Origin of the sequence: Plantibacter sp. CFBP 8798 (assembly GCF_014841195.1) — a bacterium.
Lineage (GTDB): Bacteria > Actinomycetota > Actinomycetes > Actinomycetales > Microbacteriaceae > Plantibacter > Plantibacter auratus.
The window spans coordinates 238,222-252,326 of sequence record NZ_JACYTS010000001.1 but is presented as its reverse complement, the minus strand read 5'-3'; the positions used below and the strand labels follow the sequence as shown (position 1 = coordinate 252,326).

The window sequence follows — 14,105 nt, the reverse complement described above, 5'->3', positions numbered from 1 at the left end:
GACCGTTGCGGTCCCGACTGAGCACAACGCTATCCCGGGACATCGTCGTTCCTCGCGGATTCGGTGGCCGGTGCCGCGATCGCCTCGATCTCGAAGACCCGCGCGACGTCGGTCGCCGAGGCGGACGGGTCGGTGATGAGGAGGCGCACCGCGTCGACGACGAGTCCGTCCACGGGCGCGGTGACGGTGCCTGCGGTGTTGTCGTCGAACCGTCCGACCTCGACCCAGGCACCGCCCGTCCGGACCTCGATCGTGAAGTCACGGAGCACCGAATCGGTCGAGGCTCCCCCGGCGTAGCCGCTCTTGACCCTGACCTCGGCGAGCGCCGTCGGGGTCTGCCAGGCGGCCGTGATCGTGGGTGCAGTGTCACCGACCGCGGAGATCCAGCGACTCGCGTCCGTGCACACGCCGTCGACGGCGAGCGCCCCGCCGGTGTCGGCGCGGAGCGCGGAGGAGGCCGTCACGGTGGCTCCGAGCGCCACGTTCGTCCCGCCGAGCTCGCCTCGGAGCCCGGACACGATGTCCGCGAGCGTCGTGCCACCGGTCTCCGCGGACGTGCCGCGGGGGATCGAGGCCCAGCGCAGGGTTCCGCGGGTGGTCTCGCTGACCGGCGCCGTCAGATACAGGACGTCCGTCCCGCTCGCGGTCTCCGCTCGCAGCCGCTGCGGGCCAGCCGCCGGATCACCCACCGCACGAGCCGCCCAGCCCGAGCCGGCTCCCCCGCGCTCGAGTCGGACCACCTGGCTGCGGTTCTCGCCGCACACCTGCACGGCGAGGACCGCGTACACGCGGTCGACACCACCGGCGCTCGTCGCATCGATGCCGGCGACCGTCGAGACGCCCGAACCGAGCGCGGAGACGTCGATGAGTGACTCGTCGCTCCAGGCGCCGCCGTCCCAGGAGGTGTATCGCACGTCGTACGCGGTCTGATCGGCTTCGACGAACCGGTAGACGATCCCCGCGAGCTCCGTGCCGTCGAGGGCGAGCTTCGCGGTCTGCAGCGCCGGCGTGTAGCTGCCGATGGCCTCACCGGCACCGAAGGGGCGCCAGACGACGGATCCCGGGGTGGTCGGGGTGATCGGTCCGGTGAGCGCGGTCCCCGCGACGTCGGCGAAGGAACCGTCGGACGGGTCGTACGTCGCGTACGAGCCGAGGTGCCGCGCCGGGTCCGCCGGGAATGGGCCCCATTCCCACAGCACGTGGACGCGGCCGTCGGCGTCCACCTCGAGGTCGTCGGGGTAGAAGGAGTAGCCGGTCGCCGCGGCGACCACCGCCTCACGTTCCCAGACACCGCTGTCGAGGTCGTACCGGTAGAGCCGACCCTCCCGCCGCCCCTGCGTGTCCGTCCCGACGCGCACGAGCACCCAGGCGTCGCCGTCCGGGCCGCGCGCCGTCACCGGATAGGTGATCGCCGCGTCGAGGTCCGGCATGGAGGACGTCGCCTCGACGAGCGAGGTGACGTCGCCGGGTGCACTGGATCGGAACACGTTCCACTGCTCGTTGTGCATCGACACGAAGGCGTGGATGGTGCCCGCGCCGTCGACCACGATCGACGGCTGGTTGTGGCCGTTGTCGTCGGCGAAGGTCACGCAGGCGCCGCCGGCCGTCGAGCGCAGGCACCCTTCGGTCCACGTCCCGTCCGCGCCCCGCGAGGCCAGGTGGACCTCGTGCTTGGACGCGGTGGACGCCGGCGCGTTGAAGGCGAAGTAGGAGACACCGTCGACGACGTCGAGCGGCCGCCACCAGCCGGCCTGGTTCGACGTGTCGACGGTGACGGGCACGGTCTCGACCGTGTCGGTCACCGCACTCCCGCCCCCGTCGCTGCGCGCCGGTCCCCCGGGAGCGGCGACCGCCGGCGCCGTCACCCCCAGCGCGAGGACCGTGAGCGCGGCCGCGGCGAGCGCGCGGACGGTGTTCGATGGGCTGCGTCGCATGGTTCCCCCGGTGCCGGTCACAGTCGTCCGATCGTCGATCCGCGGCTCAGCCGACGAGCTTCTGCGCGGCCGCCCCGGCGGCCTTCATGGCTTCGGCCGGTTGCTCCTGGCCGACGAGGACCGCCTGCACCTTCTCCGCGATCTTCGTCTCGATCTGCGAGTACTGGACGAACTTCCAGAACGGGTTGGTCGAGCTCGTCTTGGTGATGCGGTCGCTGAAGTTCGTGGCGAACGAGTCGTTCTTCACGGCGTCGGAGTTGAGCGCGTCCTCGGTCGCCGGCGGCAGACCACGGGCGGCGAAGTCCTCGAGCACGGTCTCCGGGTCGGACGTCACCCACTGGGCGAAGTCCGCTGCGGTGCCGGCGGCCGGACCGTCGACGACGGCGAGCGCCCCGCCCCACACGAGCGCACGCGGCGTGTCACCCTGCTTGAGGACCGGCCGGGAGACCGGCTGCAGCTTGCTCGCGAAGTCGGGGTCGGGCGATTCACCGGTCACCGCGCTCCGTCCGACGATCGCGTCGTCGTAGATCGCGGTGCGGCCCTGCGCGAACAGCGAACGGGCGTCGAAGCGGTCGACGTCTGCTGCGATGAGGCCCTGGTCGTACAGGCTCTTGTACCAGGTGACCGCCTCGATGCTGGCGTCGTCGCCGATCGTGACGGTGTCCCCGTCGACCAGCGGGCTGCCGAAGGTCTGCATCCAGATGAGGATGTCCTTCAGCTGCGCGGCCTTCGTCGACGCCGCGTAGGGGATCATGCCGTTGCCGAGGCCCTTGAGCTGCTTGAGTGAGCCCTCGAACTCGTCGATCGTCGTGGGGAACTCGCCGATGCCGGCCTGCTCGAGGAGCGCCTGATTGGTGACGAGGCCGATCGCGCCGATCGTCCACGGGAGGCCGTACTGCACGCCGTCGAACGACGCGGCCGTGAGTCCCGCCTTCGTGTAGCCACGTCCTTCGGTCAACCCGGACACGTCCTGCAGCTTGCCGAGGCTCGCGAGCGAACCGAGCCAGGCGACGTCGACGTGGGCGACGCCGGAGAACTGCCCGCCGCGCACCTGCAGCATGAGCTGGTTGATGTACTCGTTGTAGGGGAAGGAGACCTCGCCGACGTCGATCTTGGCCTTGCCCTCGTATTTCTGCAGGAGGCTCTGGATGGCGGGTGCCGAGGCCTTCTCGGTGAGCGACCAGCTCGCGAAGTCGAAGTCGGTCGCGGTGCCGCCGACGGTCGCCTTCGGGATGGAGCCAGCTCCTGGGGCGGCTCCGGTCGGGGCGCACCCTGCGAGGGTGGCCGCGGCGACGCCGATGCCGAGGAACTGCAGGGCGCGGCGGCGGGTGATGACGGTCTGCTGTGCGGCGGTGGCGAAGGACGGGGTGATGTGGGACATGGCTCCTCCTCGAGCGTGATCCTGGTGGGACGTGTCTGGGTTGGTGGAACGGATTGTGGGGAGGCCCGGCGGCGGGCCGGTTCGGGGTGCTGCGCTCAGCCCTTCACGGCACCGGCGGTCAGTCCGCCGACGAGGTGACGCTGCAGGGCCATGAACGCGATCGCCACGGGTAGGGAGACGACGAGCGATGCGGCCATGAGCTCGGGCCAGGCCGTGGCGGCCTCGCCGACGAAGGTGTTCACGAGGCCGGGCGGGAGCGTCTGCTTGTCGGGACCCGCCAGGGTGAGCGCGAAGATGAAGTCGTTCCACCCGCGGACGAAGGCGAACAGGCCCGCGGCGACCAGGCCGGGTGCGGACAGCGGCAGCACGATGGAGTGGATGATCCGCAGTCGAGACGCCCCGTCGACGCGAGCCGCCTCGATGAGTTCGTCCGGGATCGTGTCGAAGAACCCCTTCAGCATCCAGACGCACAGCGGCAGGGTGAACGTCGTGAACGAGAGCACCAGCGCCGCATAGGTGTTCAGGAGTCCGTAGGCGCTGAACACCGAGTACAGGGTGATCAGCAGCAACGCCTGCGGGAACATCTGCGAGGCGAGCACGAAGTACATGAGTGATCGACGCCCGCGGTAGCGGAACTTCGAGAACGAGTAGCCCATGTAGGCCGAGACGATCACGGACAGCAGGGCGGTGATGACGGACACGATGATGCTGTTCCGCAGGTAGCCGAACAGGTCCGGGTTGGAGGCGAGGGCGGTGTACGCCTCGAAGCTGATCTCCGTGGGGAAGAGCTTCGGTGGGTACGAGAAGACCTGGGCTCGCGGGGTCAGCGAGGTGGCCAGCAACCAGTAGACCGGCAGCAGCCCGAAGCCGCCGCAGACGATCACCGCGACCCAGGCGCTGATCCGCACCGCCCGGCTCTCGGATCGGAAGAGCGACGGACGACGCCGGAGCGTGCCGATCTCGGTGGCGGCGAACGGGGGCTGCGGGTCCGGCGTGGTGTCCTGCGGCGCAGGGGGTGCGGTGGAGACGCTCATTTCTGCTCGCCTTTCTCCGAGAATCGGACGTAGACGACGACGAGCGCCATCAGGAGGATGAGCCAGAGCAGCCCGAGGGCGCCCGCGTGGCCGAGGTCGAACCCGCGGAAGGCGGTCTCGTACACGGCGGTGGCGAAGGTCTGGGTGCTGCCCGCCGGGCCGCCGCCCGTCAGGACGTAGATGATGTCGAAGTGCTGGAAGTTCCAGATGAACTCGAGCAGCAGGACGAGGCCGATGATGCCTTTCAGCTGCGGGACCGTGATCGAGAAGAAGCGTCGGATGGTCCCTGCGCCGTCCATCTCGGCCGCCTCATGGAGTTCCTGTGGCACGGTCTGCAGGCCGGCGAGGAGCATCACCATGATCCACGGGAAGGACTGCCAGGTCTTGGCGACGATCACGGCGAACATCGCCGTCTGCGGTTGGGCGAGCCAGGCCTGCGCGTCGACCCCGAACAGGCCGAGGACGGCGTTCGCCACCCCGTAGTTCGCGTTGAAGATCCACATCCAGAGGAACGACACCACGACGCCCGGCACGAGCCACGGGATCAGCATGAGTCCGCGCAGCATCTTGGCACCGCGGATGCGCGTGTTGAGTGCGAGGGCGAGCGCGAAGCCGATGATGAAGGGGGCGATGGTCGTCCCGAGGGTGAAGACCATGGTCTGCCCGAGCAGCTTGAGGAAGTCACCCTGGAGCACGTCGATGATGTTCTGGAGTCCGACGAACTCGCGTCCGGGGACGACCAGGCTCTGCTTGAAGAACGCCGTGACGAGCGCGGTCAGCAGCGGATAGGCGACGACCGCCACCAGGAGCGCGAGCCCCGGGAGGACGAGGACGAACGCGAACATCCCGTCCGGCATTCGTCTTGGTTTGTTCGAAACTGTGTTTAACTGTGAAGTCGTCATACTCACATCCTTGTGAGGAGCATTCCGCTGTATGCGGGGCTTCCTGGGGCAGCGGCGCTCTTATCAGCGGCCAAGTGTTGTTCAGCATGCCCGGTATCCGCGTGACAGGTCAACGCGCGGTGGTCACGGTTCCATAACGGACTGTTCATACTTGATTGAAACTGTCTCTTAAGAGCGTTCGTTCGCTGCCGGAGTGGACATGGGAGAGTTGATGGGTGAACTACGACCTCAGCGCTCCTGCCCGTCGCGACATCAAAGGCCTCACGGCTGCCATCGAGTCGGCCGAGGATGCTGCTTCACTGCAAGCGCGTCTGAGCGTGCCCCGCTACGGCGTGTTCGACCTCGCAGGCCGGGCCCGCCGCTCGCCGATCATCGGCGGACTCCTCCTGGCCGGCACGGCACTCGATCAGAACGGCAAGCCGACGAAGCCGCTGCAGGTGCTCGAGTCGATCCCTGAGCTCGACCCCGTCGACCCTGATCCCGGCGCCGTCGTCGCGCAGCTCGCCGAGCTCTCACACGGCGACCTCGTCACGGTGCGGTTCTCCGATGGCGCTTACGGCGACTTCGGAGTGACCGGCATCGCCGTCTGGTCGGTCCCCGGCACCACCTTCCTCGTGGGCGGCTGGCTCATCGGTTCCGCGGGGGCGCCCGCGCCCAGGGTCACCGAGCTCGTCCGTCTCGCACCCGTCGGCGACCACCCCTGGCCCGTCCCGGCCCAGATCACCGTCGTCGGCGAGGACATCGGCATCGACTGACCGTGCTTCGTTCGCCCAGACGTGGGCGAGCGAACAGCACGCCCGATCTCCTCGCGGACTGAACCCGGGCATGGGCAGCGCTGCCCATTCAGGGTTCGAGCCACTCGACCTACGCTCGTGATGTCCGAGCAGTCGACCGAGAGGAACATGACATGACCACACGAACGATGCGCACCAGGATCGCCCTCGCGGGGGCCGCCCTCGGCCTTGCCATCGCCGGCTCCGTCGGCGGCGTGGCGACCGCCGCACCGGCCCAAGCCGCCGGCCAATGCGTCGACTACCAGTACTCCGCCGGTGGCGACGGGAGTTGCGTCGCCAACATCCAGACGCTCCTCAACGCCTTCGGGCCGAGGATCCCCGGTGGTGTGTCCAACCTGGAGGTCGACGGTCAGTTCGGCGAGCAGACCCGGGCGGCCGTCGTGGCCTTCCAGACGTACTGGGGCATGCAGGTCGACGGCGTCGTGGGCGCCGAGACCTGGAACATCCTCTGCGGGCCGCAGATGGGCCCCGGCCCGATCTCGTGGTACCCGTACGACGCGGCTCGCGCCTCCGGCTGCAACATCTGACCAGACCCGCACGACGACACTCCCTCGCCCAGGTTCGGGCGAGGGAGTTCTCGTTCGCCCGGGGACGGGCGGACGAACGCGACGGCTACTCCGCGTCGAGGGTGAAGACCTGCGCCTGCTCGGGAGCGAGGAGCGGCATCGCGATCCCGACCTCGGCCAGCGCGCGGCCGGTGAGCACGACCGAGCCCTCGGTCAGCCACACCGGCGGCACGTCCTGGATCGACCGGGCGGGCGCGCCGAGGTCGAGCGGGCGGACCCGATAGCGACGCTCGGGATCGAGGCCGGGCACGCGAAGTGGCGAGGGGATCGCCGTCAGCGGTGCGGCGAGCGCCACCTGCGCGACGATCGCGGACGAGCGGTCCTGGGCGATCACCCCGTGCGCGTGCAGTGCCGGGTCGGCGCTGTCCATGCGGACGACCTCGCCCGTGTGCAGCAGCGGGCGGAGGCGCTTGTAGTGCGCGATCCATGTCGCGATCAGCTCGAGTTCCGGCTCGCTCGCCTCGTTGAGGTTCCACTCGATGCCGGCGCTCCCGAAGAGGGCTGTGGCCAGGCGGAACGCGAGGTCCGAGGTGCGCCAGGTGGTGTGCGAGCGCGCCGCACCGAGGTGACCGCCGAGATACTCCGGTGGGATCACGAGCCCCGTATAGCGCTGGATCGACTGCCGCTCGAGCGGGTCGTTCGTGTCGCTCGTCCACACCCGCTCGACCCGTTCGAGGATGCCGAGGTCGATCCTCGCGCCACCTGACGCGCACGACTCGATGTCGACACCGGGATGCAGGGCACGCACCTCGTCGAGCAATCGGTAGAGCGCCGTCGTCTGCCGGTGCGCCGAGCCGCCGAGGAGGTCGCGGTTGTGGTCCCACTTGAGGAACGCGATGTCGTACTCGGTCAGCAACGCGTCGAGTCGGCCGAGGAGGTAGGCGAAGGCGTCCGGGTTGTCCAGGTCGAGCACCCGTTGGAAGCGCCAGCTCGGAGCGTCCGGATGCCCGAGGACCCAATCGGGATGCGTGCGCGCGAGCTCCGAGTCGGGGTTCACCATCTCCGGCTCGACCCACAGCCCGAAGTCCATGCCGGCACCGGTCACCGCGGCGATGAGTGGCGACAACCCGCCCGCCCAGCGTTCCGGGTCGACGAACCAGTCGCCCAGCGCACGGCGGTCGTCCGTGCGGCCGGTGAACCAGCCGTCGTCCAGGACGAACCGCTCGACGCCGACGCGCTTCGCCTGCTCGACGAGGGTGAGCAGTGTCGGCAGGTCGTGGTCGAAGTACACGGCCTCCCAGGTGTTCAGCACCACCGGGCGGGGCTTCGTGATCGTGCTCCACGAGCGGATCCAGGGGTGCAGTCGCGCGGAGACGCCGTCGAGACCCGCGTCGGAGTAGACGGCGACCGTCCACGGCGACTCGTAGGTCTCCCCCGGCGCTAGCGTGACTTCGCCGGGCGCGAGGAGTTCACCGGAGCCGGTGACCACAGGGCCGAGTGGCGAGCGCTCGCTCCAGATCACCTTGTCGCCGCTCCACGCGAGGTGCGTCGCCCACACCTCGCCGCTGCGGAAGTCGAAGCCTGGTGCGCCCGTGACAGCGAGGAACGCGTCGTCGTGACCGGGTCGTCCGTGACGGTGCTCGCGTGTCCAAGCGCCCTGCCCGAGGCGGTGGCTCTGCGGCGTGCGCTCGTGCGTCCAGAGACCGGTGAAGTCGAGGAGTTCGGTGGCGCGGTCGGGGACCGGGAGCACGACGGCGAGGGCGTCGACGGTGAGCGGTCGGTCGACCTCGGCGTCGTTCCGCACGGTGTGCCGGACGCGGAGCACGCCCTGGGGGGTCAACTCGATCGTCGAGACGACCGTCACCGCGGCGCGTTCGTCGGACGTCGTCAGGGCCAGCGAGGTGTCGGTGGCCTGCTGGTCGATCAGCCGCAGCGCGAGCAGGTTCGACGCATCGGTTCCGCCCGGCCGGTGCACGCCGACACCCGGGCGGCCGCTCCAACCGTCGAACACGGTGGGCAGGAGGCTGAGGCGCGGCGGGGCGTCAATGGAGGAGGGCGGGATCGCCGGCGTCAGCCCGTCGGCGAGGGCGATGAGGGAGTCGGCGGCGAGTTCGCCGACATCGGCTCCCCAGTGGAGGATGGTGGGCACCTTCGTGCCGCGGGCGTCGACGATCAGGCTGACGCCCGCGGCACGAAGGTGGTGGATCACTGTTCTGTTACTCCTTGACGGGGATGGACTGTGCCTTGAGGGCGTCGATCGTCGCGGACTGACCCTTGGTGAGGGCGTCGAGCAGGGTTCCGTCACCGGAGACCGCAGCCTTGAAGCCGTCGGACACGTCGTTGTACGTCTGCGTCATCGTCGGACCCCAGGCGAAGTCCTCAGACACCTCGGAGGAAGCCTCCGCGAAGACATCGTAGATCGGCTGGCCGCCGTAGAAGTCGACGCCCTCCTTGAGGACGGGCAGGTTCAGGCCCTCCTTCGTCGCCGGGTAGATGTTGGCGCTCTTGTTGAGCATGGTGAGCGCCTCGTCGGAGGTGTTCAGCCACAGCGCGAACTTCGACGCCTCATAGGGGTGCTTGGAACCGGTGAAGACGGCGGTCGAGGAACCGCCCCAGTTGCCAGCCGCGGAGTCGCCGGCCTCCCACTGCGGAGCCTTCGCGACGGCCCACTTGCCGGCGGTGTCGGGAGCACCCGACGCGATGGAGTTCGCGCCCCAGACGGCGGAGTTCCAGGTCCAGGCGGCGCTGGAGTTGTAGGCGTTGTCCCACTCGGTCGTCCAGGTGGGGACGGTCGAGACGAGGTCCTCGTCGATCAGGTCCTGCCAGTAGTCGGCGACCTTCTTGGAGGCGGGGTCGGTCAGGTCGACGGTCCAGTCGGAGCCGTCGTTGTTGAACCAACTGCCGCCGGCCTGCCAGACGAAGCCGGCGAACTGGTTGATGTCGCCCTGCGAGAAGTTCGTGATGTACGCACCGGTGGCGCGGACCTTCTTGGCGGCCTCCTTGTACTCGGCCCACGTCGTCGGGATGGCGATCCCGTTCTGCTCGAACAGGTCGGCGCGGTAGAACATGGCCATCGGGCCGGAGTCCTGCGGGACGGCGTAGACCGAGTCGGACTCACCGAGCGAGACCTGACCCCAGGTCCAGTCGACGAAGTCGTCCTTGGCGGCCATGACGTCGTCGCACGCACCGAGGTCCATGAGGCCGTTCTGCACGCGGAAGTTCGGCAGGGCGTCGTACTCGATCTGGCCGAGGTCGGGGGCGTTGCCGGCCTTCAGCTGGTTGAAGAAGTTCTGGTAGGTACCGCTGTTGCCGTTCGGGCCGGTCTGGACCTTGACCTGGATGTCGGGGTTCTCCTTGTTCCAGACGTCGACGACCTCTTCGATGCCGGGGATCCAGGAGGTGAAGCTGAGGTCGACCTTGCCCTCGGCCGGGGCGCAGGAGGCAGCAGCACTGCCGCCCTCCGACCCGGTGGAGGAGCAGCCGCTCAGGACGACGGCCGACAGCACCGCTGCGGCGACCGCTGTTCTCTTGAGGTTCATAGCGAATCCGTTCTTCTGTGAATGGTGCGGGATGGGTGTTGGTGCGGGATGGGTGTTGGTGCGGGATGGAGAGGAGCGTCTGCTCGTCGGTCCGACTACTTCACGGCGCCGGCACCGAGGCCGGAGCGCCAGAACCGCTGGAGCAGGAGGAAGGTGATGACGAGCGGGATGATCGACAGGAATGCGCCGACGAGGACGTAGAGGCGCAGTTCGGGGATCTGGTTGACCTGCGAGTTCCAGGAGTAGAGCCCGAGGGTGACCGGGAACAGGGCTTCGTCGCGCAGCATGATGAGCGGCAGGAAGAAGTTGTTCCAGATGGCGACGAACTGGAAGAGGAACACGGTGACGAGCGCCGGGAACATGAGTCGCACGGAGATGGTGAAGAAGGTCCGGATCTCACCGGCGCCGTCGAGACGCGAGGCCTCGAGGAGTTCCTCGGGCACGCTCGACGCCGCGAAGATCCGCGTCAGGTAGACACCGAAGGGGCTCACCAACGAGGGCAGGAAGACCGCCCAGAACGTGTTCGTGAGGCCCACCTGGCTGAAGATGAGGAACAGCGGGAGCGCGAGCGCGGTCGCGGGGACGAGCACACCGCCGAGGACGACGTTGAAGATCAGGTCGCGTCCCGGGAACCGGTACTTCGCGAGGGCGTAGCCGCACATGGCCGCGAAGAGCGTGCCGAGCAGTGCGCCGAGGCCGGCGTACAGGACCGAGTTCAGCATCCACTTGAGGTAGACGCCGTCGCGGTAGGCGACGAGCTGGCCGATGTTCTCGAACAGGTTGAAGTCCGCGAACCAGAGCGGGGCCGAGTTGCCGAACTGCGCTGACGACTTCGTCGAGGCGATGAACAGCCACCAGATGGGGATGAGGAAGTAGAGCGTGAAGACGAGCATCACGATGAGCGCGCCGGCGCGCGACAAACGGCTCTCCTGCGGGCCGCGGCCGTTGGACAGGATGGCGGTCATTTGCCTTCCTTTCGCTGCGTGAACTTCAGGAACCCGAAGGAGAGGACGAAGGTCGCCAACGCGAGCACGACCGAGAAGGCGGCTGCGAGGTTCACGTTCGGGATGGACGAGGTGGTGTAGACGGTGAGGTTCGGGGTGAAGGTGCTGCTGACGGCCGAGCTGAAGGTGCGGAACACCTGCGGCTCGGCGAGGAGCTGCAGCGTGCCGATGATCGAGAAGATCGCCGTGAGTACGATCGCCGGCATCACGAGCGGGATCTTGATCGACCAGGCGATGCGCGCCTGACCGGCGCCGTCGAGCCGGGCCGCCTCGTAGATCTCGGTGGGGATGGAGAGCAACGAGGAGTAGATGATGAGCATGTTGTAGCCGACGAACACCCAGGTGACGACGTTCGCGATGGCCCAGAGCACGAGGTCAGCCGAGAGGAAGTCCACGCTCTGCGTGACCGCGGTGAACGGCGACAGGTTCGGCGAGTAGAGGAAGCCCCACATGATGGCGGCGATCACGCCGGGCACCGCGTACGGGACGAAGAACGCGAGACGGAAGAACCGCTTGCCCCGCAGGAGCGGTGAGTCGAGCAGCAGCGCGAAGAGGAGCGCGAGCCCGAGCATCACCGGCACCTGGACGACGCCGAACAGGAGCACCCGTCCGACGGACTGCCAGAACGGGCCGTTCTGGAAGACCTGCACGTACTGCGCCAGTCCGCCGAACACCTCCCGGGCCTGACCGAAGGTGCCGTCACGCTCGATCACGAGCAGTGACTGGTAGACCGCGTACCCGATCGGCACGAGGTAGAACAGCGCGAACAGCACGGCGAACGGGACGATGAAGATGGCGATCGCCCGCTTGTGCTGCACCACCGCCTTCGGCAGCTTGGCCGCCCTCGGCGGGCGGACGGGCCGTGGCGACGTCGCCTCGGCCGTCTCGATGTTGACGCTCATCGCGTGCGGTCCTCTCTGATGACGCGCACGGCGCCGGCTGGCACGCGTGCGATGGAGTCGACGGGTTCGCCGGTGACGAGCTCGCGCCCGCTGGCCGGCAGCTCGACGTCGTTCGTCGAGTGGTTGATGAGGAAGAGGTAGCTCCGTCCCTCATCGGCGCGGCGGACGACCTCGAGGCCCGGCTGGTCCGGATCACCCTGTGGCAGCGCCCCGGCCCCCGCGGCTGCGTCGCGGAGCACCTCGTCGAGCGCGCCGGCGTCCAGGTTCGTCGCGAGGTACCAGGCGTCGCCGCCACCCGCGATGCGGTTGCGCGTGATGGCCGGGCGACCGGCCGACGGGCCGTCGGCGAAGGAGTCGACGACCTCGGCTCCGCGGGCGCGGGTCCGCTCGGACCATGCCGTCGCGGTCCGGCCCGACGCGAGCGTCAGCACCTGGCCGGGGAGGACGGGGGCGAACTCCTCGACGTTGACGCCGAGCAGCTCGCGGAACGCGCCGGGGTAGCCGCCGGGGCGGACCCGGTCCTCCTCGTCGGCGATGCCGCTGAAGAACGTGACGACGGCGTGCCCACCGGCCGCGACGAAGTCCGAGACGACCGCGGCCTCGCTGTCGCGCACCAGGTACAGGTTCGGGACGACGACGAGCCGGTAGGCGGAGAGGTCGGTGCCCGGACGCACGACGTCGACGGTGTGACCCAGACGACGCAGCGACGCGTGGACCGCCTGGACCTGCGAGAGGTGGTCGATCGCGTGGGTCGGGCGGCTCTCGCCGTCGGCGGCCCACCAGTTCTCCCAGGAGAAGAGGAGCGCCACGTCGGCCTGGACGCGCGTACCGGTGATCTCGTCGAGTCGGTCGAGTGTGCCGCCCAGCTCGACGACCTCGCGCCACACGTCGGAGTCGGTGCCCGCGTGCGGCAGCAGGGCCGAGTGGAACTTCTCCGAGCCCTGCAGCGACGCACGCCACTGGAAGAAGCAGATCGCCTCCGCGCCCTTCGCGACGTGCGTGAGGGAGTTCCGGGTCATCTCGCCCGGTGCCTTCGCGAGGTTCTGCGGCTGCCAGTTGACCGCACCGGTGGACTGCTCCATGAGCAACCACGCGCCGCCCCCGGCGAGACCGCGCGTGAGGTCACTCGCGAACGCGAGTTCGGCCGTGGGGTCCGCGAGGCGGTTGTCGAGGTAGTGGTCGTTGGCGACGACGTCCATCTCGGGCGCCCACTGCCAGTAGTCGAGGTTCCGGATGTGCGCGGTGACCATGAAGTTGGTCGTGACGGGCACCGAGCTGTGGCGGCGCAGGACCTCGAGCTCGGCCCGGTAGTAGCCGAGGAGCTCGTCGGAGGAGAAGCGGTGGAAGTCGATGACCTGGCTCGGGTTCCGGCTCGACAGGGTCAGGCGCGGCGGGAGGATCTCGGCGAAGTCGCTGTACTGCTGGCTCCAGAACGACGTGCCCCACGCGGTGTTCAGACGCTCGATCGTCTCGTAGCGGGCGCGGAGCCAGCCCCGGAAGGCCTCGGCACTCTCGTCGTCGTAGCAGAGCGCGTTGTGGCAGCCGAGTTCGTTCGACACGTGCCAGAGCTCGACGGCGGGGTGTGCGCCGTAGCGGACGGCGACGCGCTCCACGAGTTCGAGGGCGTAGCGACGGAAGACCGCGGACGACGGGCACCAGGCCTGGCGACCGCCGGGGAAGCGCGTCGTCCCGTCCTCGGTCTCGGGGAGGATCTCCGGGTGCCGGAACGTCAGCCACGGTGGGGCCGATGCGGTGCCGGTCCCGAGGTTGACCCGGATGCCGGCTTCGTGGAGCAGGTCGAGGATCTCGTCGAGCCCGGCGAAGTCGAACTCCCCCGGCCGTGGCTCGAGGTGCGACCAGCCGAAGATGTTGAGGGCGACGAGGTCGACGCCCGCCTCCTGCATGAGCGCGACGTCTTCCCGCCAGACGGACCGATCCCACTGCTCGGGGTTGTAGTCGCAGCCGTAGGCGATGCCGTCGTGGCTGAACGTGGGGGTCGTGCTCATGGTGCCTTCCGCGATCTGTGAACGTGCACAGATCGAAGAGTGACAACTCCACGTTGAGAGTCTGTGAACGTACACAGAGTAGGCGTGCGTTTCTGAATCTGTC

At 68.8% G+C, this 14,105-nt stretch carries 11 protein-coding genes; 2 read left to right on the top strand and 9 right to left on the bottom strand.

Going from position 1 to position 14,105, the window contains the following annotated elements; all coding sequences use genetic code 11:
- Window positions 1–29: 29 nt before the first annotated feature.
- From IFU30_RS01195 to IFU30_RS01180, 4 genes are all read right to left on the bottom strand, one after another.
- Window positions 30–1,934, bottom strand: a complete 1,905-nt coding sequence (locus tag IFU30_RS01195; protein ID WP_192004029.1) for a BNR-4 repeat-containing protein — start codon at window positions 1,932–1,934, stop codon at window positions 30–32.
- A 46-nt stretch (window positions 1,935–1,980) separates the two neighbouring features.
- Complete coding sequence (locus IFU30_RS01190) at window positions 1,981–3,315, bottom strand: ABC transporter substrate-binding protein (protein WP_192004028.1); 1,335 nt, start codon at window positions 3,313–3,315, stop codon at window positions 1,981–1,983.
- Between the two features lie 95 nt (window positions 3,316–3,410).
- Complete coding sequence (locus IFU30_RS01185) at window positions 3,411–4,349, bottom strand: carbohydrate ABC transporter permease (protein ID WP_079704359.1); 939 nt, start codon at window positions 4,347–4,349, stop codon at window positions 3,411–3,413.
- Window positions 4,346–5,194 carry a carbohydrate ABC transporter permease gene (locus IFU30_RS01180; protein ID WP_124767866.1) on the bottom strand — a complete coding sequence of 283 codons (849 nt, stop codon included), beginning with the start codon at window positions 5,192–5,194 and terminating at the stop codon, window positions 4,346–4,348. The genes IFU30_RS01185 and IFU30_RS01180 overlap by 4 nt, the downstream gene beginning before the upstream one ends.
- 272 nt (window positions 5,195–5,466) lie before the next feature.
- On the opposite strand from IFU30_RS01180, the gene IFU30_RS01175 reads away from it, so the two are divergent.
- Window positions 5,467–6,006 (top strand): hypothetical protein, encoded by a 540-nt coding sequence (locus IFU30_RS01175; protein WP_079704357.1) that lies wholly within the window; start codon window positions 5,467–5,469, stop codon window positions 6,004–6,006.
- A gap of 152 nt (window positions 6,007–6,158) precedes the next feature.
- On the top strand, window positions 6,159–6,572 hold the full coding sequence (locus IFU30_RS01170; RefSeq protein ID WP_079704356.1) for a peptidoglycan-binding domain-containing protein: 414 nt from the start codon (window positions 6,159–6,161) through the stop codon (window positions 6,570–6,572).
- 85 nt (window positions 6,573–6,657) lie between these two features.
- On the opposite strand, the gene IFU30_RS01165 is transcribed toward IFU30_RS01170, so the two are convergent.
- The 5 genes from IFU30_RS01165 to IFU30_RS01145 form a co-directional block, all read right to left on the bottom strand.
- Window positions 6,658–8,760 carry an alpha-galactosidase gene (locus tag IFU30_RS01165; RefSeq protein ID WP_342450782.1) on the bottom strand — a complete coding sequence of 701 codons (2,103 nt, stop codon included), beginning with the start codon at window positions 8,758–8,760 and terminating at the stop codon, window positions 6,658–6,660.
- Window positions 8,761–8,767: 7 nt separating this feature from the next.
- Window positions 8,768–10,090: an ABC transporter substrate-binding protein gene (locus IFU30_RS01160; protein WP_159876557.1), complete on the bottom strand. Its 1,323-nt coding sequence runs from the start codon at window positions 10,088–10,090 to the stop codon at window positions 8,768–8,770.
- 95 nt (window positions 10,091–10,185) lie between these two features.
- Window positions 10,186–11,055, bottom strand: coding sequence for a carbohydrate ABC transporter permease (locus IFU30_RS01155; protein ID WP_192004027.1), 870 nt, complete (start codon window positions 11,053–11,055; stop codon window positions 10,186–10,188).
- Window positions 11,052–11,996 carry a carbohydrate ABC transporter permease gene (locus IFU30_RS01150; protein WP_079704353.1) on the bottom strand — a complete coding sequence of 315 codons (945 nt, stop codon included), beginning with the start codon at window positions 11,994–11,996 and terminating at the stop codon, window positions 11,052–11,054. The genes IFU30_RS01155 and IFU30_RS01150 overlap by 4 nt, the downstream gene beginning before the upstream one ends.
- Window positions 11,993–14,002, bottom strand: coding sequence for a beta-galactosidase (locus IFU30_RS01145; protein ID WP_192004026.1), 2,010 nt, complete (start codon window positions 14,000–14,002; stop codon window positions 11,993–11,995). Before IFU30_RS01145 ends, IFU30_RS01150 begins: the two co-directional genes overlap by 4 nt.
- Window positions 14,003–14,105: the final 103 nt, after the last annotated feature.